The following is a 26,811-nucleotide window of genomic DNA, read 5'->3' as shown; positions in this document are numbered from 1 at the left end:
GCGCCGGCTCAGTGCCGGTGGCCGCTGTCCTTGGGCGCCGGCGTACCCATCACCTGCACGATCTTCACCCGCGTGCCCTCCGGCGCGCCGCGCTGGATCGCCAATGCGGCCCCCTGCGCCGACTGCCGCTTCGTGTCGAGCGCGAACGACATGGCGGACAGCTCGCGCGAGAAGCGCAGGCTGTCCGGATCCACGCCGCGGGTCTTGCGCGCGGCCGCCTGCAGCCGCGCCGCGTCCCAGGGCCCGGCCACTTCGCAGAACACCATCACCCGGCCCTGCCTGGCGGCCTTCTGCAGCAGCGCGTAGTCATAGGTCGCGGCGACCTTGTCCTCGGCACAGGTGCCGCAGGCCCAGGCGCCCGGCGCGGCCAGGGCCGCGGCGGCCAACAGGAAGGCGCTGCGCTTCATCACTTGTGCCCCGAATGCCCGGAGGCACCCTGCGCCGGTGCCGGCACGGGCGAGGCCGGCATCGGCACCGCCGAACGGGTCTGGGACGGCGGCAGCGTGGCGCCCTCGGCCGCGGGCTGCGGCTGGCGCTTGCCCTCCGCCTTGACGTTGGCGTCGGCCCACTTGAAGTACGCGAGGTACTCCTTGACCTCGTTGTCGGAAAGGCCCTGGTTGGGCATGGGCACCTTGTACTTGCCCAGCATCTCCTTGGCGATCGGGTCGGTCTGGATCATCTGCTCGGGCGCCTTCAGCCAGCGCGCCAGCCAGGCTTCGTCGCGCCGCTGGGTGACGCCCAGCACGTCCGGGCCCATGCGGTCGCCGCCGCCGATGGTGTGGCAGGCCAGGCACTTCTGCTCGAAGTGCAGCTTGCCCTGCAGCGCCACCGGATCGGTCGGTGCGCCGGTGGCGGGGATGTTGTGGTGCTCGGGGTCGGTGCCCGGCGCCGTGCCGGCGTCGATGATGCCCACCGCGCCCTGCGAGGCGTTGGCGAAGTGGTGGTCCACCATGGCGTAGCCGCCGGCCTCGGGGATGATGAATTCCACGATCGCGCCGCTGGACGAGCCGAGCAGCACCGTCTGCATGCCGCGGAACTGGTTGTCCGGGTTGCCGTCGATCCAGACGCGGTCGAAGATGGTGCCGACCACGTGGAAGCTGGAGGTGTTGGAGGGCCCCACGTTCAGCACGAACAGGCGCACCTTCTCCAGCGGCTTGGCCGGCAGCGGCTGGTCGACCATGCCGTTGTAGCGGCCGTTGAACACGGTGTAGGTGGGCGCCTTGGAGCGCACCCGGTCGCCGTCCAGCACGTACAGCGGCGCGCCGTCGACCTTGCGCTTCTCCGGGTCGAGCTTGGTATAGAACTCGCTTTGCACCACCGCGTACTCGCGGTCGACCTTGGTCGGGTAGCCGCCGCGCGGCTCCACGATCATCATCCCGTACATGCCCGAGGCGATATGCTCCAGCACCATGGGCGTGCCGCAGTGGTACATGAACACGCCGGGGTAGTTGGCGGTGAACTCGAAGGAGATGGTCTGCCCCGGCGCGATCGAGCGGTACTTGTCGTTGGGCGCCACCATGGCCGAGTGGAAATCCATGGAGTGCATCATGGGCGCGGTGGTCACGCGCGGGCCGGGCATGGCCTCGTCGGAGCGGTTGCTCATGACGAAGCGGATGCGATCGCCCACCTTGGCGCGCACCACCGGCCCCGGCACCATGTCGCCGAAGGTCCAGGCGCTGTACTTCACGCCCGGCGCGATCTCGATGATCTTGTGCGTGATGTCCAGCCGGATCTCCTTGACCGGCGCCGGGTCCAGCGGCTTGAGGGCCGCTTCCATGCTGAGCGAATTTCCCGCCGCGAAGGGACCGGTATGGCGCTCGTTCGAGACCACCGCCGTGGGCGAGCCGAAGGCCATGTGCCGGTGGTCGTAGGGATCGCCAGAGGCCGCCGTGCTGCCGGTCGTCGCTGCCGGCGCCGATGCCGGCGTGGCCGCGCTGCTCGCGGCCGTGTTGCTGTCGCATCCCGCCAGCACCAGGGCCAGCACCGGGCCGAGGACGGCCCACCGCAGTGCGCGGTTCATCACGAATCGCATGCGCTCTTCTCCTTTTATTCGCGTTGGTCTTGACTTAAGTCTAGGAGATTCGCGCAAGAATCTGGCAAAGGCGCAGCGCCGCGCTCGGCCAGTCCGTCAGGGCGACAGGGCCGCGACCGACAGCCGCGAGCGCGCGCCCGCAAACGGCGGCACGCCGGCCGCCCGCCAGCCCTCGGCCGACCGGTGCAAGGCCGCCGCGATGCCGCGGCGCAGCGCCTCGGCCTCCGCGGTCAGGCCCACGTCGCGCCGCCGCAAGGCGACGACCCGCACCGGCGGCAGCGCCAGCCCCTGCAGCTCGATGCGCCGCAGGCCGTGCGGCTGGCCCGACTCGAGCAGCGGCATCGCCACGATGCCGATCGCGTCGGTGCTTCGCAGCAGGCTGAGGCCGACCACCGCGTCGCAACGCAGCACCTGTGCGGGCAGCTTCAGGCCCAGGCTGCGGAAGTAGCTGGCCACCAGCGGCGAGCGGGTGCCGGTGCGCGAGCCCATCGCCAGCCATTCGTACTGCAGCAGCGCATCCGGCGTGACCGAGGGCCCGCCTTGCAGCAGCGGATGGCCGGCGCGCACCGCCAGGCCACGCGGCGCCTCGGCGACGGCCTCGAGTTCGAACCCGCCCAGCGCGATGTCGCCGTCGTCGTGGACGAAGGCGAAGTCCAGCGAGCCGTCGCGCAGGCCGCGCACGGCCGCATGGGCGAAGCCCTCGCCGACGCACACCTGCGCGGCCGGATGGTGGTCGCGGAAGCCACGCAGCGCCGGCACCAGCCCGCAGGCGGCCACCAGCGGCGTGACCAGGAGGCGGACCATGGCCGGCGCGCCGCGGCCCTCCTCCGCCAGGTCCGACTGCAGCAGTTCGAGCTGGCGGTCGATCAGGCTGGCGCGGGCGTGCAGGCGCAGGCCGGCGTCGGTCAGCTGCACGCCGTGCGGCGTGCGCAGCAGCAAGGCCAGGCCGACGTCCTCCTCCAGCTTGCGCAGCGACTTGGTCAGGGCGGCCTGGGTCAACCCGAGCGCGGCGGCGCCGCCGCGCAGGCTGCCGTGCGCGGCCACGGCGAGCAGCGCGCGGATCTGGTGGGCCTTGAGGTCCATGGCGTCAGGCGGCCAGCGAGCGCCCGGTCAGGGCGTAGCCGACGCATTCCACGAAGTATTCGGCGGCCGGCACCAACGGGCGGTCGCGCCGGGTGAGCAGCGTCAGCCGCAGCGGCGGCCTCGGCAGGCCTGCCAGCGGCACCGCCACCAAGTCCGCCAGTTCGGGCGCTGCCAGCAGCGGTTGCGGCAGCACGGTCACGGCATCGCCCTGGCGCAGCATCTGCAGCGCGATGTAGGCCTCGCACTGCAACTGGCGCTCCGGCGGCGCCAGCCCCGCCGCCTCGAAGAAGCCGAGGAAGCGCCGCACCCGCGCGGACGAGGGCGCGACGGTGAACACCCATTCGAAGCGGCGCAGCGCCGCCAGCGAGGGCTGGGCCAACACCGGGTGGCCGCGCCGCACCACCACGACGTAGTGCGTGGTCACCAGCTCGCGACAGGCGAACTCCTCGCCCAAATCGTCGTGGTCGGCCTCGATGGCCAGGTCGACCGCGCCTTCGCGCAGCGCCGGCAGGCCGTGCGAGACCACGCCTTCGAACAGACCGAGCTCCACCTGCGGGTAGCGCTGGCGGAACCAGCGGCAGGCCTGCCCCAGGCCGCCGGCGATCACCAGCGGGGTGACGGAAGCGAGCACCTGCTTCTGCTCGCGCGCCGACTGCTGCAGCTCGGCCATGGCTTCCTGCAGCTCGTTCTCGATCAGGCGGGCGCGCCGGGTCACCCGCTGGCCGTCTTCGGTCAGCGCCGTCCCGGCCGGGCCGCGCTGCACCAGCACCCGGCCGGTGGCGGCCTCCAGTTCGCGGATGGCGCGGGTGACGGCGGCCTGCGACCAGTCGAGTTCGCGGGCGGCGGCCCGGATGCCGCCGTGGTCCACCACGTGCAGCAGGGCGCGCAACTGGCTGAGCTTGATGTCCATGCGTCCTCGTGGCCGGCCGATCGATTCGATGCGGGGTGACGGCAGCCGGTTAAGCCTATAGCCAGCCAACGTCTTCCGCCACTCCAAGGGTTTTCCCTAGAGTCCCGGGTCCGCCCCGTGCGGCCCTCCCCTAGCTCCCCATGCCCTCCTCCTCCGAAGTCCCGGGCTTGCTGCTGGCGCTGAGCGGTTTCGACGCCGACGCCACCAGCCGGCTGCTGCAGGTCGCCCGGCGCCAGGCCGCCGTGCGCTGGCTGGTCTGCGAGGACCCGCGGCGGGCCGACGCCTGGATGATCGCCGGACCCCAGGCCGAGCCGGCCGAGCACGGGCATGTGCGGGTGATCGATCCGACCGGTCAGCGCCGGCCGGTCAAGCTCAACCTGGAGGGGCGACCGGTCGCGTTCTCGGCGCCCGCTTGCGGATCGGCCCCCAACTTCGATCCGGCCTCGCCCGCCAGCGTGGAAGCGGCGCTGCGGGGTTTCGAGATCCGCCTCCGGCCGCTGCGGGTGCAGTTCGAGCTCGGCCGAGACACGGTGCACGGGGGCAGCAGCCTGCGCCACACCGTCTATCACGTGAAGGACCGCGGGCAGCTGGCGGCGGTGCTCGATTTCCAGCGCGGCACCGCCGCCCTGGCGACGGACCTGCATCCCGAGCGGCTGCGCGCCGCGATCTGGAAGCGGCGTCCCGATGGCGCCGGCGTCGCCCCGCCCGGCTTCCAGCAGCTGACCACGGCCCAGCTGGCCTGGGTCTACGTGCAGCGCAGCGACCACCGGCTGCTGCCGGAGGCCTATCGAAAGCAGCCCATCCACCTGCGCCGGATGCCGCGGGTGCCGCTGGCCTGGTTGTCCGATTACCAGCAGGAGGTGCTGCGGCACCTGGCCAGCCATCCCTGCACGCTGCATGAGCTCGGCGGCTTCACCATGCTGCCCATGCAGGCGGTGGAACGCGAACTGGCCTGCCTGTACTTCGGCGGGGCGATCACCACCACGCCGGCCAAGGCCGCCGGTGCCGCCGTCGACCGGCCGGGCTTCGCGCCGACCACCTCCGGCTTCGGCGAGGACCCGCCGGCGCTGCGCAGTGGCGGGCTGCCGCATGGCGGCGGCAAGGGCCCGGCGGGCGAACGCAGCGAATGAGAAAATCGGCGGCACGATGTCTGCCGTCTGGATCGAACCCGAAAACACGCCCGCCTCCCGCGGCCTGAAGATCGAACGCGAGGCGCACAAGCTGGAGAAGCGCCTGTGCCGCGAGGTCGGCCGCGCGATCGCCGACTACCGCATGATCGAAGCGGGCGACCGCGTGATGGTGTGCCTGTCCGGCGGCAAGGACAGCTATGGCCTGCTGGACATCCTGCTGAAGCTGCGCAACCGGGCCCCGGTCGACTTCGATATCGTTGCCGTCAACCTCGACCAGAAGCAGCCCGGCTTCCCCGAGCACGTGCTCCCCGACTACCTGAAGGCGCTGGGCATCCCCTTCCACATCGAGGAGCAGGACACCTACTCCATCGTCAAGGACAAGATCCCCGAGGGCAAGACCATGTGCAGCCTGTGCTCGCGGCTGCGCCGCGGCATCCTGTACCGTGTGGCCGACGAGCTGGGGGCCACCAGGATCGCGCTGGGCCACCACCGCGACGACATGCTGCAGACCTTCTTCCTGAACATGTTCTTCGGCGGCAAGCTCAAGGGCATGCCGCCCAAGCTGGTCAGCGACAACGGCCGCCACGTCGTGATCCGGCCGCTGGCCTACGTGCCGGAGAAGGACCTGGTGCAGTGGGCCGCGCACCGGCAGTTCCCCATCATTCCCTGCACGCTGTGCGGCAGCCAGGAGAACATGCAGCGCAAGCAGGTCGGCGCCATGCTGCGCGAATGGGAGAAGCGCCACCCGGGCCGGCTGGAGAACATGGCCCATGCGTTACAGAATGTCGTCCCCTCGCACCTGGCCGATGGAACGCTCTACGATTTCAAGGGTCTGAAAGCCACTGGCGTGGCCAGCGAAGACGGCGACAAGGCCTTCGACCCGGAGGACTTCGGCCCGCCGGCCGCGCTGACCGGCCTGTCGGTCGTCAAGCCCTGATCGTTCCTGGCTCCTGAAGCGGGGGTTCCGACATGAAGCGCTGCTGGCCTCGCTCGCTCCTCCTGGCGGTGCTGTCCGCCACGCTGCTCGCCGGTTGCGCCGCCGGCTACCTGCTGGACAACCAGGTCCAGAGCTTCTCCGGCCTGCAGTCGGGCCTGCCCGCCAACCCCACCTACACCTTCGAGCGCCTGCCCTCGCAGGCCAACCAGCCGGGCCAGGCCCAGCTCGAGGCGATGGCCGATCCGGCCCTGTTCGCCGCGGGTTTGCGCCGCGACGATGCGTCGCCGCGCTACGCGGTGCAGGTCACCGCGAGCGTGGTGCGCACGCTCTCGCCCTGGTACGACCCCTGGGATCCGTGGTGGGGCGGCGGTTTCGGCCACTTCGGCCCCTACCACCACGGGTTCGGCTGGGGGCCCGCATTCCCGCGCATGGACCAGGCCTGGTTCCAGCGCGAAGTCGGCATCGTCGTGCGGGACAAGGCGAGCGGCCGCGTGGTCTACGAGACCCGCGCCAGCAGCGACGGCCCCTGGCTGGATCCCGCGGCGGTGCTGCCGGCCATGTTCCAGGCCGCCCTGCAGGGCTTCCCCAACCCGCCCGCCGGACCGCGGCGGGTCGACATCCAGCTGGGCGGGCAGACGAAGACGGCGTCCGCGCAGCCCGTCCGGTCGGCCACCAGCCCGCCCGCCGCCGCGCCAGTGCCGGCTGCACCGGCGTCCGCACCCGCACCGGCCCGGTGACAATTCGCTACGGTTGGGGTGCTGGGCAGGCTCGAGGGCGCTGCCTAGAATCGCCCCGATGGAATCCACACGCATCATCGCCGTGCGCCACGGCGAGACGTCCTGGAACGTGGATGCGAGGATCCAGGGCCAGACCGACATCGGCCTGAACGACACCGGCCGCTGGCAGGCCCGCCGCGTCGGCCTGGCACTCGTCGGCGAAGCCATCAGCGCCATCTACACCAGCGATCTCGGCCGCGCCCGAGAAACCGCCTGCTCCATCGCCGAAACGGCCGGTGCCCCCGTCACCCCGCACGCCGGGCTGCGCGAGCGCTGCTTCGGCATGTTCGAGGGCCGCACCTTCGACGAGATCCACCGCGACTGGCCGGAGCACGCGCACAACTGGCGCAAGCGCATTCCCGACTGGCAGCCGCCCGAGGGCGGCGAGTCGCTGCTGCAGTTGCGCGAGCGCGTCACCTGCACGATGACCTCGCTGGCCTCGCGCCACCTGGGCCAGCAGATCGTGGTGGTCGCCCACGGCGGCGTGCTGGATGCGATCTACCGAGTCGCCACCGGACAGGAAGTGAATTCCCCGCGCACCTGGGAGTTGCCCAACGGTGCCATCAACCGGCTGCTCTGGACCCCGCAAGGCTTCACGCTGATCGGCTGGTCGGACACGCAGCACCTCGACCATGCCCATGCTCCGTCCGACGAAACGACCGCTTAGCGACACCCTCCGCCAACTCGTCGGCCGGCCGGTCGACACCATCGACACCCCCGCCCTGGTGGTCGACCTCGATGCCATGCAGCGCAACCTCAATCGCATGGCCGAGTTCGCGAAGAAGCACGACATCCGCTGGCGCCCGCACGCCAAGATGCACAAGAGCTCGGCCATCGCGCGGCTGCAGATGCACGCCGGAGCGGCCGGCATCTGCGTGCAGAAGACCGCCGAGGCGGAAATCATGGCGGCGGGCGGGCTGAAGGACATCTTCATCACCAACCAGGTGATCGCGCCGCACAAGCTGGCGCGGGTCGCCAAGCTGGCACACCGGCTGGCGGCCGACGACGGCCAGTTGGCGATCGCCGTCGACAGCCGCGAAGGCATCAGCCGGCTGGGCCACGCCATGAACGAGGCCCGGCGCAGCAGCGGGCGGGCGGCGGTGATCGACGTGTTCGTCGAGATCGACGTCGGCTCCGGGCGTTGCGGCGTGGCGCCCGGGCGCTCGGCGGTGGAGCTGGTGCACGAGATCCGCAAGCACCCGGCGCTGCGCTTCATGGGCCTGCAGGCCTACCACGGCCGCGCCCAGCACATCCGCAGCGCGCACGAGCGGCGCGAGGTCATCGCGCAGGCCGCGCGCGACGCTGCCTTCACCCGCAAGCTGATCCAGGACGAGGGCGTGGCGGTCAGCCTGGTCACCGGCGCCGGCACCGGCAGCATGGTCTGCGAGGCGGCCAGCGGCGTGTACGGCGAGCTGCAGGCCGGCTCCTTCCTGTTCATGGACGCCGACTACGCCCAGAACGAGCGCGACCCGGCGCAGCCGCAGTTCGAGCCGGCCCTGTTCGTGCGGACCCAGGTGATCAGCAGCGGGCTGCAGCACGCCGTGTGCGATGCCGGCCACAAGAGCCATGCGATCGACTCGGGCCTGCCGAAGGTGCACCGGCTGGGCGACCAGCCCGAGCTGGCGTATGCCAACGGCGGCGACGAGCACGGCATCCTGCGGCCGGTGGACGGCGGCCCGGTGCCGGCGATCGGCGACATCCTGTGGCTGATCCCCGGCCACTGCGACCCCACCGTCAACCTGCACGACCACATCATCGGCGTGAAGGGCGGCCTGCTGCGCGGGCACATCGACCGGGTGATCCGGGTCGACGCGCGCGGCGCCCTGACCTGATTCAGCCGCAGGCGGGGCCGGCCCGCTCGCCGCGCGGCTCGTCGCAACCCGCGCCGCCGTCGGTGCGCGGCCCGGTCAGCACCGGCCAGGCATGCCAAAGGTAGGCGGCGAAGGCGGCGATCCACAGCAGGCCGGATGCGAACAGGATGGCGCTGCCGTAGGCCCCCGCCAACGGCAGGCCCGACAGGGCGCGCAACAGCGCCGCGGCAACCAGCGTCGCTGCTGCCAGCGGCAGCCAGCGGCGGCGGTCCAGCCACTGGCCCGCGTGCAGCCGACCGGCAATGCACATCACGGTGAAGATCGACAGGCCCATGGCGCCGGCCATCAGCAGGTGGCGCCCGGCCGAGGCGGACACCGGCGCCCCCAGCCAGGCGACGCCCATCCATGCGTAGCCCGCGGCCATCATCCAGTAGCCGGCATAGAGCATCAGGGCCCAGCGGGTGAACAGCGGGCGGCCGACGTGCCAGTCGTTCAGCAGGTTGAGCATGGCGGCCGCCGCAGCCAGTGCCAGCCAGCCGGTCACCGGATTCGCACCCAGCACGAATTCGGCGGCGCTGCACAGCAGGATGGTGGCGGCGGCCAGGTGGCGGCGCGGCGGGCGAGCCAGGTAGCCCACATCGGGTGGCGGCGTCGCGCCCGGCCGGCCCTCCTCGATGCGCCCGTTGACCACGCGCAGCGAGATGCGGCTGGTCGCCACGATGATCAGCACCATCAGCAAGCCGACCGCTACGTACAGCCAGGCGAGCGCATGGCCGCCGCGCGCCAGGGTGACGAAGAAGCCGGCCTGCAGCCCGGCCAGCGCCGCCAGCGCCCAGGCGAAGCTGCGGTGGCGCCGCGCCGGATCGCGCCACAGCGGCGGCACCAGGTGCGCCAGCAGCGCCGTCGCCAGGCCCAGATTGCACAAGGCTGCCGGCCAGATGCCGATCGCCGCCGGCCAGGCCGGCGCCAGCACGAAGGCCAGCCGCGCGCAGATCCACAACAGCGCCAGCGAGAGCAACGTGCGGCGGCTGACGGCCGCGCAGCCGGTGAATTCGGGCACGGCGGTGAGCAGGAAGCCGGCGATCGAGGCCATCCCGAAGCCGAACACCAGCTCGTGCGCATGCCAGGCGAGCGCGCCGCCCGGCAACCGTTGCAGGCCGGGCAGCCCGCCTGCCAGCGCCGCCAGCCACAGGGCCATGAACAGCACGGCGCTGCCCGCCGTGAGGACGAAGAAGGGGCGGAAGCCGCACAGCAGGCCCGGATGGGCCTCGATGCGGGCCAGCCAGTCCGCGCGCAGCGATGCGCGAGCCACGTCCATGGTCAGCGCCCTCCCGCCGCGGCCGGCCAGCCATTGGCCGGCCGCGCATCGGCAAGTCCGAAGCCGAGCCGCACTTCCTCGGCCTCCATCAGCTCGCCGGCGGTGCGGTAGATCCAGGCTTCACTGCGCACTGCCTGCGGTTGCGACAGCGTGAACGACCGCACCAGGCGGCCGGGGCCGGGCGCCATCATCAGGATGCGGTCGGCCAGCCGCACCGCCTCCATCAGGTCGTGCGTGATCATCAGCACCGCGCTGCCGACCTCGGCCACGCGCGCGCGCAGCAGCCCGTACAGCTCCGCCTTCAGGCCGACGTCGAGCGCCGAAAAGGGCTCGTCCAGCAGCAGCAGGTCGGGCGCCACCACCAGCGCGCGCCCGAGCGCCACCCGGCTCTGCATGCCGCCCGACAGCGCATGCGGGAACTTGGCCATGTCCTCGTCCGTGAGGCCCAGCCAGCGTGCCATCGCGGCCGCGCGCTCGCGGCGATCGGCCCGTGCCTCGCCGCGCGCCTTCAGGCCCAGCGCGATGTTGTCCAGCGTGCTCTTCCAGGGCAGCAGGCGCGGCTGCTGGAACATGCAGCCGATGCGGCGGAAGCCGTTGGCCAGGGTTCCTTCGGACGGGACCAGCAGGCCGGCCACGAGGTGCAGCAGCGTGCTCTTGCCGCAGCCCGACGGGCCGATCAGCGCCAGCGTCTCGCCCGGGGCTAGGTCGAGGTCGATGCCGGCCAGCACCTCGGTGAGGCCGTAGCGATGCGACAGGCCTCGGATGCGCAGGCCGGCCGTGGGCGCGCCGGCTTCCACGGCATGCAGGTGGTTCATGCCGTCACCCGCCACCGTTCCACCTCGCGCCGGAAGGGCTCCAGCAGCAGGTACTCCACCGCCAGCAGCAGGCCCAGCACGGCCACGATCCAGCCCATCGAAGCGGCCGTGTCCAGGTGCGAGCGCGAGACGGCCAGCGCCGCGCCAACGCCATCCGGCGCCGTGAGCAGCTCGGCCATCACCACCACCTTCCACGAGGTGCCCAGGGCTGTAATCCAGGCCGGGAACAGGTAGGAGACCACGTGCGGCACGTACAGGTCGAGCAGCGTCATGTGCCAGGGCAGCCGGTAGACCCGACCCAGGTCCTTGAGCTGGTGGTCCAGCGTGCGCGTGCCCTGCAGCGCGCCCGCGAACACGATGGGCGTGCAGGCGACCACCACCGTGAAGACCACCGAGGCGTCGCCCATGCCGAACCACAGCATCGCCAGCACCACCCAGGCGATCGGCGGCATGCCCAGGAACAGCGTGACGAGCGGGCGCGACACCATGGACGCCGTGAGCGAGAGTCCCGCCACCAGGCCCAGCACGCTGCCGACCGCGACCGCCAGCGCCAGGCCCACCATCGCGCGCCGGGCCGACACCAGCAATTCCGGGATCGCCGTGCTGCCGGCGAGCATCCCCGACAGCGTGGCGAAGGTGTCCCCTGGCCCCGGCAGCACCAGCGGCCCGTAGACCTGGGCACCGGCCTGCCACAGCGCCGCGAACAGGCACAGGCTGGCGATGGCCCCCCAGCCGCTCCACAGGTAGGCCAGCACGGCGGCCGGCGCACGGGACAGGCTTCGCATGCGGGCTCAGTGGCTGCCGGCGTAGAAGGCCGCGTCGGGCAGCTTGCCGCCGACCAGCGCGGGCTGGCGCTCCAGCAGCAGCCGGTAGAAGAATTCCAGGTCGGGCCGCGCCTCGGCCGCCGTGGCCAGGCGCTTGGGCGCCGCCTGCACGCCATCGGCCACGGCCTGCGCGTTCATCATCGGGATGCGCTTGGCCACCATCGCGCCACAGGCTTCGGCGTTGCGATTGCACCAGTCCTGCGCGGTGGCATAGGCCGCCTGCAGGCGCGCGCACAGGGCGGCGTCCTGCCGGGCCGCGCCGAGCGCCGCGATGCCGGCCTGCGGGATCTGCGGCGCGCGCTGCAGCAGCCGGCCCCATTCGTCCTGCAGGCTCACGCTGCGATGCAGCTCGGGCATGAGCGGCCCGTGCGACTTGTGCAGGGCCATGGAGACGGCCGGCTCGGACAGCAGCGCGTGGTCGACCTGCCGCAGCACCAGCAGCTGCATGGCATCGATCGGGCTGGCCACGTAGCGCAGGCGGAAGTCGCGCTGCGGGTCCAGCCCCTGCTTGGCGGCCAGCAGCTGGAACAGGATGTCGGGCATGTCGGCGCGGAAGGGCACCGCGATCTCCTGGCCCTTGAAGTCGGCCAGCGTGCGCGCGTCCGCCCGGCGCGACACCATCCACAGCAGGCCCCAGACGGAGACGTTCAGCAGCGCCAGCGGCACGCCCCGGTTGTAGAGGTTGGCGCCGACGTTGGTCGGCACCGCGATGAAGTCCGCCTGGCCCTGCATGGCGAGGGCGCGCAGCTGGTCCGGGTTGCTCCACAGGACGAAGTCGACCTGGTCCGCCAGGTCGGCCAGCGCGCCGCTCTCGACGATGCGCACCAGCGGGTTGGAGACGCTGGCCATGGGGCCGGCCAGCACCAGACGTGCCCGCCGGGCCGGCGCCGCCCGCGCCTGCACGAAAGGCAGCGCGGCCAGCGCCGGGACCGCGCGCAGCACGGTGCGGCGATGGCGGGCGAAGGTTCGATCCATCAGAACTCTCCTTTCCAGTGGATGGCCAGGCTGCGACCGGGCGCCTGGATTTCTCGCCCGGACAGGCCCTCGGCCAGGTGCTCGTGGTAGGCCTTGTCGGCCAGGTTGCGGATCGCGAAGCGCAGGCTCTGCTGCTGCCAGCGGTAGGTGACGCCCACATCGGCGGTGGCGAATCCGGGGGTGGTGTTCTCGGTGCCGTTGGTGAAGCGCGTGGCGACGCGATCCTGGGCCCTCACCAGGCGCAGCGTGGCATCGGCGCTCCAGCCGGGGGCGACGCGACCTTCCCAGCCCAGCGACAGTTCGTCGGCCGGCGACTGGAACAGCGGCTCGCCCAGGTCGTCGTTGCCGGCCCGGATGCGCGAATAGCCCAGCTTCGCCGAGTGGCCGCGCGTGAACTGCCAGCGCCCCTCCGCCTCCAGGCCCTGCAGCGTGACGCGGCCGATGTTCTCGGTCCGCTTGACCGGCAGGCCAGCCTGCACGGCGCCGGTGACGCGGCCCGTGATGAAGTCGGTGATGCGCGTGCGGTAGGCCGACAGCGTGTAGCCGAAGCGCTCGTCCTCGCCCTTGAGGCCGACCTCGAACTGGGTGGCCTGCTCGGGGCGGATCTGCGGGTTGCCGAGGTAGAAGAAGCCGTCGCCGCGCGGCGAGGCCTCGAAGCGCTCGCGCATCTCGCCGGCGCGGAACGCGCGCGAGAGATTCGCATAGGGCCGCAGCAGCGGCGCCACTTCGTAGACCAGCCCCAGGCTGGCCGAGGTGGCGCTGTCGCTGCGCGACAGCCCGTTGGTGACGGCACCGTTGTTGATCGACGCCGCGTTGCCCGTCACGCGGTCGAAGCGCAGGCCGGCCAGCACGCCGAGCCGGCCGAAGTGCATGTCGTCCTGCACGTACAGGCCCTGCGCGCGGATGCGCCCGTCGCTGAACGGGTCGTTGCGCATCCGGTTGTTGAACAGGGGCGGGTTGTTGTTCAGGTAGCGCTCGGGCGAGGCCGACATCTCCCAGACGTTCAGGCCGAAGGTCAGGAGGTGGTTCTCGAGGCCGGCCCAGTCGGCCTTCAGGTCCACGCCGTCGGTGACGAAGCGGACCCGCGTGTCGGCCTGGTCGCGCCCCAGTGCGCTGGCGAAGGCGCGGACTTCGCGATACACGGACTGGCGGTACAGGCGCGCGTCCAGCCGCCAGTCGCCGTGGCCCTGGAAGCTGTAGCCGACCTCCGCCAGGCTGCGCTCCTGCCGGGGCGAGTGCACGGTGACGATGCCGAGCGACGGCGGCATGCCGGGCTTGGCCGAACCCGGGTACCAGACGTCCTGGTCGACGTGCTGCTGCAGCGAGACGCGTAGCTGCTGTGCGGCATCGATGCGGAACCGGTACTGGGCGATGGCGCTGGCAGAGCGGTAGCCGGTATCGGCCACCTTGCCGCCGGGCGCACGGTAGTCGTCCTGGTGCGAGGGGGCCAGGCCCAGCATCAGCGCGTGGTCACCCTGGGACGCATTCAGGATGCCGGCCGCGCGCAGTCCCTGGCTGGCGCTGTCGTAGCCGGCCGAGGCGCGGAAGCGAAGGCCCGGCGTGAACTCGGCCTGCGGCAGCCGCACGTTGACCACCCCGCCCAGCGCACCGGTGCCGTACAGCACGGATGCGGGGCCGCGGACGACTTCCACGCTGTCGGCCAGGCCTAGCGACATGAACGAGGCGATGGCGCCGGCCGGCTGGGCCGAATTCAGCCGCATGCCATCCACCAGCAGCACCACGCTCTCGCGCTTGAGGCCGCGGATCACCGGGTTCTGGCCTTGCGCGCCATCGCTGGCGACAGCCAGGCCGGGCGCGCCCCGCAAGGCCTCGCCCACATTGGCGGCGCCGCGCTGGAACAGGTCCTCGCGGTCCAGCACCAGCACGGCCGCGGGCGTCTCCAATGCCTCGGCAGCGTGGCCCTTGGCGGTAACGTTGAGGGTGCGCAGCTGACTGTGCGCGGGGCCGGGTTGGGCCTGCGCCAGCGCGTAGGAGCCAGGAAAGCCGGCGGCGATGAGGAGGGTCAGGAGCCGCAGGCGCGGCTGGAAGGGTCGGAACGTCATGAAAGCGATCTCTCCAGGTTGGCATGGCAACCAGGTGGGCACCTGGTGCACTGGACCGGATCGCTGGCTGGCGGGCTGCTGCGGGCAGGTGGATTGGCTTGCTATCCGAGGCGTAGAGGGAATCTACCCGTCGGAAGTCGCCTTCGAAAACTGTTCATTCGGGAGCAGTTGATCTGCCTCAAGGAATTCCGAATGCATAGTTTTGGTCGTCGCTTGATCGACTTTCTCTGGCGGGCGCACCAAGGCCTCCGCCTGCTCCTGGCGGATCCATTTCGTCGAACGATGGCCTGCGCGTCAGTCCCAATTTCACTGGGTATTGGCGCGCACCATCAGTGCATGGACAAGCGCTCGCCGTGCCCATCCAGGCGCTGCGGAGCGAGGTCGCTGCCAGGTGCGCCCATATATTTCCAGTGGACGCATAACTGACCGAGCGACAACCGTAACGCCGGCGAAAGCCGCTCGTCTCGCATCAGGAGATCGATGTTCGACACGATCCGGGCCCGCATCGCGAGTCGGCGGCCGGCGCTGCCGGCCTCCGCATGGCTGGTCATCAGGGCCAGGGTGCCGGCGAGAACGGCTTCGAGCGCCGGCAACTGGCTGTCGTCCGCCTGCCCCTCGAAGGCCTGTGTCGCGTTGCAAGTCATGCATGTCTCCCGATCGGCAAAGACTTCTGGCTGGCTCCCTTGCCCACCGGGGCTGGCTCGCTACGGGGATCCAATGTACAGGCTCAAATGCGAATCGTTCGCATTGACGTCACTGGCAACGGGGTCTTGCCGGGATGGCCGCCCGCCTGCGGGCGTGCCCGCCGAGGCGGCCCGCTCAGGGTTCCCGCCGAAGCGGCGGACTGCGCCCCGGTCCGAGAATCGCCGCCATGTCCCCCAGCCAAGTCATCGTCCTCGCGACGCCCGTCTTCCTGCTGCTGATCGCGATCGAGTTCGCCTGGGGCTGGGCCCGGGGCCGCAACACCTATCGGCTGAACGACGCGGTCACCAGCATCGGGCTGGGCATGCTCAGCCAGGCCGCCGCCGTCTTCACCCGCCTGTTCCGGGTCGGCATCTACACCGCGGTGTACGGCTACGTGGCCGTCTGGCACAACGAGGCGTTCTGGACCTCCTGGTACGGCTGGATCCTGGCGCTGCTGTTCTACGACTTCTGCTACTACTGGCTGCACCGCGCCGGCCACGAGAGCGCCATCTTCTGGGCCGCCCACGTGGTGCACCACCAGAGCCAGGACTACAACCTGTCCACGGCGCTGCGCCAGACTTCCAGCGGCGCGCTGCTCGGATGGATCTTCTACCTGCCGATGGCGATCGCCGGGGTGCCGCCGCTGGTGTTCGGGGTGGTGGCGCTGATCGACCTGCTGTACCAGTTCTGGGTCCACACCGAGCACGTGCCGAAGCTGGGCTGGTTCGACCGCTGGTTCTGCTCGCCGTCCAACCACCGGGTCCACCACGCGGTGAACGACCGCTACCTCGACCGCAACTACGGCGGCGTGCTGATCGTCTGGGACCGCCTGTTCGGCACCTTCGAGGACGAAGACGAGAAATGCATCTACGGCACCCGCAGCCCGCTGGACAGCTGGGACCCGCTGTGGTCCAACGCCGAGGTCTACTGGGCGCTGGCCCGGGACAGCTGGCACACCAGGCACTGGGGCGACAAGCTGCGCGTGTGGTTCAAGCCGCCCGGCTGGCGGCCGGCCGACGTGGCGGCGCGCTTCCCCAAGGCGCCGTTCGACATCGCCGGCGTCGAGCGCTTCCACCCGCCGATGACGCGACCGGTCGCCTGGTTCGGTGCGCTGCAGTTCCTGGCGCTGCTGGCCGGCGTGTCGCTGTTCCTGTGGCAGGCCGATCGCACGCCGCTGTCCGCCAATGCGGTCTGGCTGGCCGTGCTGGCTGCCGTGCTGTGGTGCACCGGCGCCGTCATGCAGGGCCGCATCACCATCCTCGCAGCGCTGATGATCGAAGCCGGGGCGCTGGCCACCGCGACTTCGGCCATGGGCATGGTCGAACTGCACCGCCTGTTCAAGCCGCTGGCCATGGTGTTCGCCATCGCGCTGGTCGTCCTGCGCGCTCGCGGCCAGGGCGGACTGCGCAAGTTCGACGGACTGCTGGTCGCCGGCCTGGCGTTCTCGCTGGCGGGCGACGTGCTGCTGATGCTGCCGGGCAACTTCATCGCCGGCCTGGTCGCCTTCCTGCTGGCGCATGTCTGCTACATCGTGCTGTTCCGGCAGGGCGTGGGCTGGCTGCCGCGGCCCTGGGCGCTGGCCGCTACGTTGGGCGTCGGCGGGGCGATGTACGCGTTGCTGTTCCCCGGCCTCGGTCCGGTGCTCAAGCCGGCTGTCGCCGCCTACGTGGTGGTGATCGGGCTGATGGCGGCGCAAGCGATCGGCCGCGCCGCGGTGATCCGCGACCTGCCCGCGGTCGCGGTGGCGATCGGCAGCGTGTTCTTCATGCTCAGCGACTCGCTGCTGGCGCTGAACCGCTTCCACCAGCCGCTGCCGATGGCGCAGTTCTGGGTGCTGTCCACCTACTACGCCGCGCAGGCGCTGATCGCCTGCAACAGCCGGCCGTCGCCGGCCGTCAATCCGGCGGCGACGCCCCACCCCCAGGCGGCGCCGGCGGCCTGACGGCCTGGTCGCGCGCGATCCGCCCGTCCACCAGTTCCACCAGCCGGTCGCAGCGGGCCGCCAGCCGCGGGTCGTGGGTGACCACCACGAAGGCGGTGCCGTGCTCGGCGTGGATGCGGCGCAGCTCGCGGAACACCTCGTCCGAGGAGGCGGTATCCAGGTTGCCGGTGGGCTCGTCGGCCAGCACCAGCGGCGGCTGCAGCACCAGGGCCCGGGCGATCGCCACCCGCTGCTGCATGCCGCCCGAGAGCTGGGACGGGCGCTTGTCCATGGCCTGGGCCAGCCCCACCGCGGCCAGCAGGTCGCGCGCCTGCTGCAGCCGCTCGCGGCGGATGCGGCCTTCCGCCATCAGCGCCGGCAGGGTGACGTTCTCCAGCGCGCTGAACGCGGGCAACAGGTGGTGGAACTGGAACACGAAGCCCAGCGCGCGCCGGCGCAGCAGCGTCAGCGCCTGGTCGTCCAGGGCGCCGACGTCCTCGCCTTGCAGGCGATAGCTGCCCGCCGTCATCCGCTCCAGCAGGCCGACGATGTTCAGCAGCGTGCTCTTGCCCGAGCCGGACGGCCCGACCAGGGCCACGAACTCGCCGGCCGCCAGCCGCAGGTCCAGCCCGTGCAGCACCTCGGCCTCGTTCGGCAGGCCGACGTTGTAGCTCTTGCGCAGGCCGCGCAGTTCGAGCAGGGCCTCGCTCACAGCCGGATCGCCTGCGCCGGGTCGAGCCGGGCCGCGCTGCGTGCCGGGGCCAGCGCCGCCAGCACCCCGCACACCAGCGCCAGCAGGCCCACCCGCATGGCCGTGGCCCAGGACAGGTCGATCGGGAACAGCGGCCCGCCGTCGCTGGCATGCACGAAGCGGGTGAACAGGAAGATCATGGCCAGCGCCAGCAGCAGGCCCAGCACCGAGCCGATGGCGCCGACCAGCCCGCCCTGGATCAGGAACACGCGCAGCACCTGGCCGCGGGTGGCGCCCATGGCGCGCAGGATGCCGATCTCGCGCCGCTTCTGCACCACCGACACCACCAGCACGCTGGCGATGCCGAGCACCACCACGGCGGCGACCACCAGCCGGATCACCACCGTGCTGATCGACTGCGCGTTGAGCGCGGACAGCAGCTGCGCGTTGGTGTCCTGCCAACTCTCGATCCGGTAGGGCAGCTGGCGGCGCAGCGAGGTGGCGACCTCGGGCGCGCTCCAGACGTCGTCCAGGCCGATGTCCAGGCTGGTGACGCCGCCCGGCAGCCCGAGCAGGTTCTGCGCCGCCCGCAGCGGCAGGATGACGGTGCGGCGATTGAGTTCGCGCGCGCCGAAATCGACCAGTGCCGTGGCGCGGGCGGTGTCGCTCACCGCGCCGGTGCGGATGGTGAAGCGGTCGCCCGGCCGCAGGCCGAGGTCGTGCGCCAGCGCCAGCCCGACGATCGCGTCGCCCGGATCGAGCCGGGCCGTGCCGGCCACCACCTTGTCTCGCAGCCCGGCCAGCCGGTCGTAGCGATCCAGTTCCACGCCGGACAGGTTGACACCCTGGATCGCTTCGGCGCGCAGCGCAAGGCCGGCGCCACTGACCAGGGGCGAGACCACGGCGATGCCGGGCCGCGGGTCCAGCAGGCGCTGCACCGACTGCCAGTTGGCCACCGAGCGCAGGGGCTGCGCGCGCGGTTGGGTGTCGGTCAGCGACTGCTCGCCGGGCGGCAGCTCGAGCGCCGGCGTGACCACCTCCTCCGGCGCGCGGATGGTCACGTGCGGCTGCGAACCCAGCGTCTTGGACAGGGTGTTGGCCTGCAGCCCGCTGACCAGGGCCGAGATGTAGGCGATCACCGCCACGCCGGCCGCCACGCCCACCACGATCAGCACGGTCTGGAAGCGGCCCTCGCGCAGGAAGCGCACGGCCACCTGCCACTCGAACGCCGGCAGCCTCATCGCCCCACTCCCTGGCTGAGGCTGGACATCGGGTCGGAGCTCAGCGCGGCCTCGATCGCCGCGCCCGAGCGGGCCGGCGCCCAGTCGATGACGGTGGCACGCACCCGGTCGCCCGCCTGCAGCGCCGGCGCCAGCAGCACCTGCTCGCCTTCGCGCAGGCCCTCCAGCACCTCCACAGCGTCCAGCGTCCGCAGTCCGGTGCGCACCGGACGGGCGACCGCGCGGCCGGCGTCCTGCACCAGCACGCTGTCGCCGCCGCTATCCGCCGGCCGCAGCGCGCGCGCCGGGATCACGAGTGCACGATCGCGGCGGCCGGTGATCACCTCCACCGACAGCGTCATGTCTTCGCGCAGGAAGTCGGGCGGGTCGCCCTGCAGCGCCAGCTTGACCTCGACCGCCCCACGCTGCGCATCCACGGACGGGGCGATGCTCAGCACGCGGGCGGCCATGCGCCGCTCGGGAAAGGCATCCGCCAGCACCGAGGCCGGCTGCCCCGTGCGCAACTGCTGCAGGAAGGCCTCGTCCACCTGCGCCACCACCTGGGTCGGCCCGGCCAGCGCCAGCCCCAGCAGGGCGCGGCCGGGCTGCACGATCTGGCCCGGCTCGACCAGCCGGGTCAGCACCCGTGCGGGCGTCGGCGCCACCACGGTGTCCTCGGCCAGGCGGGCCTGCGCGGCCTCGATGGCGGCGCGTGCGGCGGCCAGTTGCGCCTGCGCCTGGGCGAGCTCGGCGCCCTGCCCGCTGCGGGCCTGCAATTGCGCCGCCGCCGCATCGCGCTGGGCCTGCGCGACCTCGAGCGCGCGGCGCGCCTCGTCGACCCGCGAGGCGCTGACGAAACCTTGCGCCACCAGCTGCTGCGCCCGGGACAGTTCGGAGCGCGCCGCCGACAGGTTGGCCTCGGCCTGGTCGAGTTGCGCCGCCGCGGCCCGGCGCTCGCTGCCGCGCAAGCCCTGCAGGCGGGCCTGTGCCTGCCGTTCGTTGGCCATCGCCTGCGCCAGCGCGGCCCGGGTCTGCTCGGACTCCAGCCGCACCAGCGGCTGGCCGGCTTCCACCCGGTCGCCTTCGCGCACCAGCACCTGGCGGACCCGGCCGGTGACCGTGCTGCCGACGTCCACGCGCGACAGCGTGGCGACGCGGCCGGAGAACTGCAGGGTCCGCACCAGCGGCGCTTCCCGGACCTCGATCGCATCGGAAGCCACGCCACTGCGCGCGAGCAGCACGGCCGCGAGCGCGACCGCAAACCCCACAGCCACGACCCACCCCCACCGATGCAGCCGGGGCCGGGGCCGTGCCATGCGCTACTCCTGGAACAGGCTGCCGTCGCTGCGCGGCGGCGCGACCCCGAGGTGCCGGTAGGCCGCCAGCGTCGCCACGCGCCCGCGCGGCGTGCGCTGCAGGTAGCCCTGCTGGATCAGGTAGGGCTCGATCACGTCCTCGATGGTGTCGCGCTCCTCGCCGATGGAGGCCGCGATGTTGTCCAGCCCCACCGGGCCGCCGTCGAAGCGGTGGATCACCGCTTCCAGCAGCTTGCGGTCCATCACGTCGAAGCCCTGCGGGTCCACGTCCAGCATGGCCAGCGCCTTGTGCGCGATCTCCTGCGTGATGTGGCCGCTGCCTTTCACGTCGGCGTAGTCGCGCACCCGGCGCAGCAGCCGGTTGGCGATGCGCGGGGTGCCGCGCGAGCGGCGCGCGATCTCGGCGGCGCCTTCGTCGTCGATCGGCGCCTGCAGCAGCGAGGCGCTGCGCAGCACGATGCGCGCGAGTTCACCGGCCGTGTAGAACTCCAGCCGCGCCACGATGCCGAAACGGTCCCGCAGGGGGTTGGTCAGCATGCCGGCCCGGGTGGTGGCGCCCACCAGCGTGAACGGCTGCAGGTCCAGCTTGATCGAGCGCGCGGCCGGACCCTCGCCGATCATGATGTCGATCTGGTAGTCCTCCAGCGCCGGGTACAGGATCTCCTCGACCACCGGCGACAGGCGGTGGATCTCGTCGATGAAGAGGACGTCGTTGGCCTCGAGGTTGGTCAGCAGCGCCGCCAGGTCCTTGGGCTTTTCCAGCACCGGGCCGGAGGTCTGGCGCAGGTTCACGCCCAGCTCGTGGGCGATGATGTGCGACAGCGTGGTCTTGCCCAGCCCGGGCGGTCCGAACAGCAGCACGTGGTCCAGCGCCTCGCCGCGCTTCTTCGCGGCGCCGATGAAGATCTCCAGCTGCTCGCGCGTCTTGGCCTGGCCCACGTACTCGGCCAGCAGCTTGGGCCGCAGGGCGCGCTCGATCGCCTCCTCGTTGGGCGAAGCCGGCGCGGTCGACACCACCCGTTGCGGAGGCGGCAGGCCGAAGTCGTCGGTCTTGATGGTCATTCTTCTAGCGAACGCAAGTGCGCTATCGCCCTTCCCAAGCTCTGTGCGCTAGCTGCGGCTCGTTCAACACCCCAGGCCTCAGCCACGAAGTGGGCCAAGTGGATGTTGTACCCCGTCCCCTGTCGGAGGACGCTCCCTGGCGCTAGCATTTCCGCGCGTATACCCGGTCTCCGAGACCTCGCAGCTATGCGTAAGACCTCATGTTTCGCATCATTGAGTTCCTCTGGATCATTCGGAATATTCCTTAGAGGAACTTCGAAGAAGTCTGCCATTGCTTGACGGTCAGCAAGGATCCAACTCTCTGCCTCAGAGACTGCGAGCCGGAACAGAAAATTGTCCGGCGCGTCCTCTGGCAGCCATTTCTGCCTTAGCTCCAGAGCACACTGGTGGTCGGTATCCGCGATACAGAGCACCGTCCGAACGTTCCTCGCGCACTCTGCGTAGCGATTCAAGTCCGGAAGCAAGCGAGTGATGCCTCGCTTATTAATAGGGCGCCCTGCTATCGACCAACCCGGCAGGACTCCCCGGACAATCTTGACCGCCAATTCGCAGCATAGCTGGTCCTCGCCGACCAGCAGGATGTCCCTCACTTAAAAAGCCCCATCTGCTCAATATTCTGCGGACGCGTCTTCGGGAGCATGACCTCAGACGGCGTCAAGCCGTGAGTCATTTCCTGCATCTCAACCTCGTTTGCTGTCCTGACAGTTGTACCGTTCTCCCCGGGTTCGAGAAGTAGGATTGACGCGGGCTCAGAAATGGAACCAATTAGAGTATCGCTATGGGTTGTGCTCAATACCTGTCTCAGGAAACCGCCCTTCTTCCGTTGCCTTAGAACCCGATCAATCATTAGCGGAATATGTTCGGTTATCGCATCGTTTAGCGAAAGCTCTGGCTCCTCGAGTAGCAATAGCCCTTCACCCTCCTGTAATGCCCACAGGAATCCTATCAGTCTCAGCGTTCCATCAGAAAATTGATCCTCGCGCTGCCAAGCGCCATTCACACGCCAATGCTTGAAGTTAGCTTTCAAGTGCGGGAGACCTGTAATTGGATCTTGCTCGAAGTGCAACTCGGAGAACTGGGGCACCGCCACTTCGAGGGCCTGCTGAATCCGACTTAGTCTCGCCTTTTGAGTCTTAGCGGGAGTTCGTGCGATGCGCTGCAGCAATCCTTGACCAAAAGGATCGTTCTCGATGATTCGACCACTGATCTCGTCACTGTGCTTCAATAGTTGAGGCACCAAGTGAAGGTAGGTCGTTGCCGACAAAAAATCGACGAGTTCCCGGAACTTGGCATTAGTGTTAATCTGCTCAAGGAAGGTTTGCGTTAAGCGGGCTGGATCGTGTTTGTCATCTCTGTCCGGACGTCTAAACAGCACCTCGCCATCCTTGTCCACCGATTCCTCTTGGACTAAGACGCGCTGCTGGCCTTTCCCCTCCGATTTGAAAGAGAGGACGTATCTCCAACGAGGTTGCGAGTCTTCAAGTAACTCACAAACCTCAATTTCAATCCTCACATCTGGCTCACGCCGCGCATGAAGGCTTCGAAGCTTGCTCAGACCTCCACGTTCCTTGAGAGCCTTCTGTAAGCCGCCACCTTCAGATTGAGCGACCGTCCGCAGGAAACGGAACACGTCGAGAAGGTTTGATTTCCCCGATGCATTGGCACCAATCACGTAACCTCTAGGGCCTAGGGCCACGTCAACTTGCCGGAAGTTTCTCCAGTTCCGTAGCTTCAGTCTCGTGATTAGCATCAGTGTCCCCCAACCCCCAATGTTGTCAGCCTATCTAGCGAGCATCTTCAGCGCCTGCTTGATGCCTTCGCTCACGCCGACGTCCTTGGGCAGCGCCTTGAGCGAAGCCTGCGCTTCCTTGTCGCTGTAGCCCAGGGCCACCAGCGCCTGCAGGATGTCGGCCTGGGCATCGGTGGCCGCGGCGCCACCGCCGGCCACGCCGACGTCGGCGCCGATCTTGCCCTTCAACTCCAGCAGCAGGCGCTCGGCGGTCTTCTTGCCGATGCCCGGTACCTTGACCAGGCGGCTGGCATCCTGCGCCGTCACCGCCTGCGCGATGTCGGCCACGCTCATGCCGCTGAGCACCGACAGCGCGGTGCGCGGGCCGACGCCGGAGATGCGGATCAACTGGCGGAAGGCCTCGCGCTCGGCGGCGCTGCCGAAGCCGAACAGCACCTGCGCGTCCTCGCGCACCACGAAGTGGGTCAGCAGCGTGACCGGTTCGCCCACGCCGGGCAGGTTGTAGAAGGTGCTCATCGGAACATCGACCTCGTAGCCGACCCCGTGGCAGTCCACCAGCACCTGCGGCGGGTTCTTGTCGGCCAGCGTTCCGTTCAATCTGCCTATCATTGACGAGTCCCGGCCAACATGGCCTTCCTGAGCTTCACGGATTATCAGCTTGATCCTTCGCCACGCCTTCGCGCCGCCGAACAACACCCGCCTCGCGCACCTGTGCGGCCCCATGGACGAACACCTGCGCACCATAGAGACGGCATTGCAGGTCAGGATCACCCGCCGCCAGGAGCAGTTCAAGGTCGAAGGCCCCAAGGCCAAGGCGCAGCGCGCGATGGACGTGCTGCAGGCGATGTACGAGATGGCCGGCCGCCCGATCGCCGCCGACAAGGTGCAGCTGATGGTGGCGGGCGAGCAGGCCATGGACGAGGACGAGTCCGGCGCGCTGGTGCTGCACACGCGGCGCTCCGACCTGAAGGCGCGCACGCCCAACCAGAGCGTCTACCTGGACAACATCGCCAACCACGACATCACCTTCGGCATCGGCCCGGCCGGCACCGGCAAGACCTACCTGGCCGTGGCCTGCGCGGTCGACGCGCTGGAGCGCAGCGGGGTGCAGCGCATCGTGCTGACGCGCCCGGCGGTGGAAGCCGGCGAGAAGCTCGGCTTCCTGCCGGGCGACCTGACGCAGAAGGTCGACCCCTACCTGCGGCCGCTGTACGACGCGCTGTACGACCTGATGGGGTTCGAGCGGGTGAACAAGGCCTTCGAGCGCAACGCGCTGGAGATCGCGCCGCTGGCCTTCATGCGCGGGCGCACCCTGAACAACGCCTTCGTCATCCTGGACGAGGCCCAGAACACCACGCCCGAGCAGATGAAGATGTTCCTCACCCGCATCGGCTTCGGCAGCAAGTGCGTGGTGACCGGCGACATCAGCCAGATCGACCTGCCCAAGGGCCAGCTGTCCGGGCTGGTGGACGCCGAGCGCATCCTGAAGCGGGTCAAGGGCATCGCGCACACGCGCTTCACCAGCGCCGACGTGGTGCGGCACCCGCTGGTGGCCCGCATCGTCGATGCCTACGACGCGGCACGGAAACAATGAGCTCCCCCCCGAAGCGGCCTTCGGCCGCCTCCCCCCCAGGGGGGCGCCAGCAGCGGCCCGGCAAAGCCGGTTCCGCGCTGGCCCTGGATCTGCAGATCGCAACCTTCGCCGGCGCAAGCAAGCACGCGGCCCTCCTCGGCCATTCCAAGGTCAAGCGCTGGATGGCGGCGGCGCTGCGCGGACCGGCCGAGATCACGGTGCGCATCGTCGGCGAGGCCGAAGGCCGGGCGCTGAACCGCCAGTACCGGCGCAAGGACTACGCCACCAACGTGCTGACCTTCGACTACGCCCGCGAGCCGGTGGTCAGCGCCGACCTGGTGCTGTGCGCGCCGGTGGTGGTGCGCGAGGCGCGCGAGCAGGACAAGCCGCTGGAGGCGCACTACGCCCACCTGCTGGTGCACGGCACCCTGCACGCGCAGGGCTACGACCACGAGACCAGCGAGCGCGATGCGTTCGAGATGGAGGCGCTGGAGGTCCTGCTGCTCGGGATGCTGGGCTTCCCCAATCCCTACTGAGCTACTGGATGCGCATCGGGATGGTCACCGGCCCGTCGTTGACCAGCTGCACCTTCATGTCGGCCGCGAACTCCCCGGTTGCCACGACCGGGTGCGCCGCCCGGGCGCGCTCGACGAAGTAGTCGTAGAGCCGCCGCCCCAGCTCCGGCGGCGCCGCATGGCCGAAGCTCGGGCGGTTGCCGCCCGACAGGTCGGCGGCCAGCGTGAACTGGCTGACCACCAGCAACCCGCCGCCGACGTCCTGCACGCTGCGGTTCATCTTGCCCTGCTCGTCGCCGAAGATGCGCAGCTTCAGCAGCTTGGCCAGCACCCGGTCGGCCTGGCCCTCGCCGTCGCCGTGTTCCGCGCACAGCAGCAGCAACAGCCCGCTGCCGATCTCGCCGATCACGCGGCCGTCCACCACCACCCGGGCTTCACTCACCCGCTGCACCAGTCCGATCAAATCAGGTCCTCCTCGTCCGCGGCGTGGGTCTCCACGTCGCTGGGCAACAGCTCGATGGTGGCGCGCAAGCCGGGCACCGCGCTCATCAGCGCCTGCTCGACCGAACCGCGGACCGCGGCCGCCCGCCGCAGGGTCCAGTTGCCCGGCATGTGCATGTGCAGGTCGACGAAGCGGCGCTGCCCCGAGCGGCGCGTCGTGATGTGGTCGAAGCGGATCGCCGGGTGCTCGAAGGACCTGAGCACCTTGTCGATCTCGTCCTGCACGTCGCGCTCGACGCGCTTGTCCATCAGGCCCTGCGAGGACCGCCACACCAGGCTGCCGCCTTCGCGCAGGATGTTGAGCGCGACGGCGATGGCCACCAGCGGATCCAGCCACTGCCAGCCGGTCAGCGCCACCAGGCCGATGCCGACCACGACGCCGGCCGAGGTCCAGACGTCCGTGAAGAGGTGGCGGGCGTCGCCCTCCAGCGCGATGGAGCGGTGCCGCCGCGCCGACTGCAGCATGGCCCAGGCCAGCAGCCCGTTGAACACCGAGCTCAGCACCGAGAGCCCCAGGCCCAGCCCGATCTGCTCCAGGCCCTGCGGATGCAGCAGCCGGTTCACCGCGGCCCAGATGATGGCCGCCGCCGCCACCATGATGGCCAGGCCCTCGAACGCCGAGGAGAAGTACTCGGCCTTGTGGTGGCCGTAGGGATGGTCGGCATCGGCCGGCTGCGCCGCGACATGCACCATCAGCAGCCCGAAGGCCGCGCTGGCCAGGTTGACCAGCGATTCCATCGCATCCGACAGCAGGCCCACCGAGCCGGTCAGCCACCAGGCCAGCGTCTTCAGGGCGATGGTCAGCACGGCGACCCCGATCGAGATCCGCAGCCAGGCGCTGGGCGGCACGATGCTGGCGCGGTCGGCGAGGGTCATGCCGTCATTGTCGGGCACCGCCCGATGC

General features: G+C 70.3%; 26 protein-coding genes. 8 read left to right on the top strand and 18 right to left on the bottom strand.

All coding sequences use genetic code 11. From position 1 onward, the window contains the following. Positions 1-8: 8 nt before the first annotated feature. The 4 genes from VEC03_RS07915 to VEC03_RS07900 all read right to left on the bottom strand — a co-directional run bounded on the left by VEC03_RS07915 (position 9) and on the right by VEC03_RS07900 (position 4,025). Positions 9-407: a hypothetical protein gene (locus VEC03_RS07915; protein ID WP_324914195.1), complete on the bottom strand. Its 399-nt coding sequence runs from the start codon at positions 405-407 to the stop codon at positions 9-11. Further along, positions 407-2,020 (bottom strand): multicopper oxidase domain-containing protein, encoded by a 1,614-nt coding sequence (locus VEC03_RS07910; protein WP_414708470.1) that lies wholly within the window; start codon positions 2,018-2,020, stop codon positions 407-409. Before VEC03_RS07910 ends, VEC03_RS07915 begins: the two co-directional genes overlap by 1 nt. 108 nt (positions 2,021-2,128) lie before the next feature. Next, complete coding sequence (locus tag VEC03_RS07905) at positions 2,129-3,115, bottom strand: LysR family transcriptional regulator (RefSeq protein WP_324914192.1); 987 nt, start codon at positions 3,113-3,115, stop codon at positions 2,129-2,131. Positions 3,116-3,119: 4 nt separating this feature from the next. Then, entirely contained in the window at positions 3,120-4,025 is a 906-nt protein-coding gene (locus VEC03_RS07900; protein ID WP_324914191.1) for a LysR family transcriptional regulator, read from the bottom strand. Between the two features lie 140 nt (positions 4,026-4,165). Here VEC03_RS07900 and VEC03_RS07895 point away from each other — a divergent pair, with 140 nt between their 5' ends. From VEC03_RS07895 to VEC03_RS07875, 5 genes are read left to right on the top strand one after another with little or no spacing between them, the layout of a single operon-like run. Then, a complete protein-coding gene (locus VEC03_RS07895) occupies positions 4,166-5,155 on the top strand; it encodes a hypothetical protein (RefSeq protein ID WP_324914190.1) in 990 nt (329 codons plus the stop codon). A 16-nt stretch (positions 5,156-5,171) separates the two neighbouring features. Continuing rightward, positions 5,172-6,092, top strand: a complete 921-nt coding sequence (ttcA, locus tag VEC03_RS07890; protein WP_324914188.1) for a tRNA 2-thiocytidine(32) synthetase TtcA — start codon at positions 5,172-5,174, stop codon at positions 6,090-6,092. Positions 6,093-6,124: 32 nt separating this feature from the next. Continuing rightward, the gene (locus VEC03_RS07885; protein WP_324914187.1) at positions 6,125-6,829 is read left to right on the top strand and encodes a DUF4136 domain-containing protein; all 705 of its coding nucleotides are present in this window, start codon (positions 6,125-6,127) and stop codon (positions 6,827-6,829) included. Positions 6,830-6,887: 58 nt separating this feature from the next. Then, positions 6,888-7,535, top strand: coding sequence for a histidine phosphatase family protein (locus VEC03_RS07880; protein ID WP_324914186.1), 648 nt, complete (start codon positions 6,888-6,890; stop codon positions 7,533-7,535). Next, on the top strand, positions 7,501-8,700 hold the full coding sequence (locus VEC03_RS07875; RefSeq protein ID WP_324914184.1) for a DSD1 family PLP-dependent enzyme: 1,200 nt from the start codon (positions 7,501-7,503) through the stop codon (positions 8,698-8,700). The genes VEC03_RS07880 and VEC03_RS07875 overlap by 35 nt, the downstream gene beginning before the upstream one ends. Position 8,701: 1 nt before the next feature. Here VEC03_RS07875 and VEC03_RS07870 read toward each other — a convergent pair whose 3' ends face one another. The 6 genes from VEC03_RS07870 to VEC03_RS07845 all read right to left on the bottom strand — a co-directional run bounded on the left by VEC03_RS07870 (position 8,702) and on the right by VEC03_RS07845 (position 15,318). Further along, the gene (locus VEC03_RS07870) at positions 8,702-9,997 is read right to left on the bottom strand and encodes an NnrS family protein (RefSeq protein WP_324914183.1); all 1,296 of its coding nucleotides are present in this window, start codon (positions 9,995-9,997) and stop codon (positions 8,702-8,704) included. 2 nt (positions 9,998-9,999) lie between these two features. Continuing rightward, positions 10,000-10,812, bottom strand: coding sequence for an ABC transporter ATP-binding protein (locus VEC03_RS07865; RefSeq protein WP_324914182.1), 813 nt, complete (start codon positions 10,810-10,812; stop codon positions 10,000-10,002). Next, the gene (locus VEC03_RS07860) at positions 10,809-11,597 is read right to left on the bottom strand and encodes an ABC transporter permease (protein ID WP_324914180.1); all 789 of its coding nucleotides are present in this window, start codon (positions 11,595-11,597) and stop codon (positions 10,809-10,811) included. The genes VEC03_RS07865 and VEC03_RS07860 overlap by 4 nt, the downstream gene beginning before the upstream one ends. Positions 11,598-11,603: 6 nt before the next feature. Continuing rightward, positions 11,604-12,611, bottom strand: a complete 1,008-nt coding sequence (locus VEC03_RS07855) for an ABC transporter substrate-binding protein (RefSeq protein WP_324914179.1) — start codon at positions 12,609-12,611, stop codon at positions 11,604-11,606. Next, on the bottom strand, positions 12,611-14,674 hold the full coding sequence (locus tag VEC03_RS07850; protein ID WP_324914177.1) for a TonB-dependent receptor: 2,064 nt from the start codon (positions 14,672-14,674) through the stop codon (positions 12,611-12,613). The genes VEC03_RS07855 and VEC03_RS07850 overlap by 1 nt, the downstream gene beginning before the upstream one ends. A gap of 329 nt (positions 14,675-15,003) precedes the next feature. Continuing rightward, positions 15,004-15,318 (bottom strand): hypothetical protein, encoded by a 315-nt coding sequence (locus tag VEC03_RS07845; RefSeq protein WP_324914176.1) that lies wholly within the window; start codon positions 15,316-15,318, stop codon positions 15,004-15,006. Positions 15,319-15,545: 227 nt separating this feature from the next. On the opposite strand from VEC03_RS07845, the gene VEC03_RS07840 reads away from it, so the two are divergent. Continuing rightward, complete coding sequence (locus VEC03_RS07840) at positions 15,546-17,300, top strand: lysoplasmalogenase family protein (protein WP_324914174.1); 1,755 nt, start codon at positions 15,546-15,548, stop codon at positions 17,298-17,300. Here the strand turns inward: VEC03_RS07840 and VEC03_RS07835 are convergent. The 6 genes from VEC03_RS07835 to ruvA form a co-directional block, all read right to left on the bottom strand. Continuing rightward, on the bottom strand, positions 17,254-17,991 hold the full coding sequence (locus tag VEC03_RS07835; protein WP_324914173.1) for an ABC transporter ATP-binding protein: 738 nt from the start codon (positions 17,989-17,991) through the stop codon (positions 17,254-17,256). The two genes, VEC03_RS07840 and VEC03_RS07835, sit on opposite strands and share 47 nt — an antisense overlap. Then, positions 17,988-19,211, bottom strand: coding sequence for an ABC transporter permease (locus tag VEC03_RS07830; RefSeq protein ID WP_324914171.1), 1,224 nt, complete (start codon positions 19,209-19,211; stop codon positions 17,988-17,990). Before VEC03_RS07830 ends, VEC03_RS07835 begins: the two co-directional genes overlap by 4 nt. Then, complete coding sequence (locus VEC03_RS07825) at positions 19,208-20,464, bottom strand: efflux RND transporter periplasmic adaptor subunit (RefSeq protein WP_324914170.1); 1,257 nt, start codon at positions 20,462-20,464, stop codon at positions 19,208-19,210. The genes VEC03_RS07830 and VEC03_RS07825 overlap by 4 nt, the downstream gene beginning before the upstream one ends. Before the next feature lie 45 nt (positions 20,465-20,509). Continuing rightward, entirely contained in the window at positions 20,510-21,568 is a 1,059-nt protein-coding gene (gene ruvB, locus VEC03_RS07820) for a Holliday junction branch migration DNA helicase RuvB (RefSeq protein WP_324914168.1), read from the bottom strand. Between the two features lie 586 nt (positions 21,569-22,154). Then, positions 22,155-23,318, bottom strand: coding sequence for an AAA family ATPase (locus tag VEC03_RS07815; RefSeq protein WP_324914166.1), 1,164 nt, complete (start codon positions 23,316-23,318; stop codon positions 22,155-22,157). A gap of 30 nt (positions 23,319-23,348) precedes the next feature. After that, positions 23,349-23,927, bottom strand: coding sequence for a Holliday junction branch migration protein RuvA (gene ruvA / locus VEC03_RS07810; RefSeq protein ID WP_324914164.1), 579 nt, complete (start codon positions 23,925-23,927; stop codon positions 23,349-23,351). Positions 23,928-23,976: 49 nt separating this feature from the next. Here ruvA and VEC03_RS07805 point away from each other — a divergent pair, with 49 nt between their 5' ends. Both VEC03_RS07805 and ybeY read left to right on the top strand, forming a co-directional pair. Further along, entirely contained in the window at positions 23,977-24,912 is a 936-nt protein-coding gene (locus VEC03_RS07805; protein ID WP_324914163.1) for a PhoH family protein, read from the top strand. After that, positions 24,909-25,427, top strand: a complete 519-nt coding sequence (gene ybeY, locus VEC03_RS07800) for an rRNA maturation RNase YbeY (protein ID WP_349255947.1) — start codon at positions 24,909-24,911, stop codon at positions 25,425-25,427. The genes VEC03_RS07805 and ybeY overlap by 4 nt, the downstream gene beginning before the upstream one ends. A 1-nt stretch (position 25,428) precedes the next feature. On the opposite strand, the gene dtd is transcribed toward ybeY, so the two are convergent. Continuing rightward, complete coding sequence (gene dtd / locus VEC03_RS07795) at positions 25,429-25,869, bottom strand: D-aminoacyl-tRNA deacylase (protein ID WP_324914161.1); 441 nt, start codon at positions 25,867-25,869, stop codon at positions 25,429-25,431. Continuing rightward, entirely contained in the window at positions 25,866-26,783 is a 918-nt protein-coding gene (locus VEC03_RS07790) for a cation diffusion facilitator family transporter (protein WP_324914160.1), read from the bottom strand. The genes dtd and VEC03_RS07790 overlap by 4 nt, the downstream gene beginning before the upstream one ends. Positions 26,784-26,811: the final 28 nt, after the last annotated feature.

The sequence above is a fragment of the Ramlibacter sp. genome, from assembly GCF_035627355.1.
Taxonomy (GTDB): Bacteria; Pseudomonadota; Gammaproteobacteria; order Burkholderiales; family Burkholderiaceae_C; genus Ramlibacter.
The sequence above is the reverse complement of the archived record's forward strand: the minus strand, read 5'-3'. Positions and strand labels throughout refer to the sequence as shown.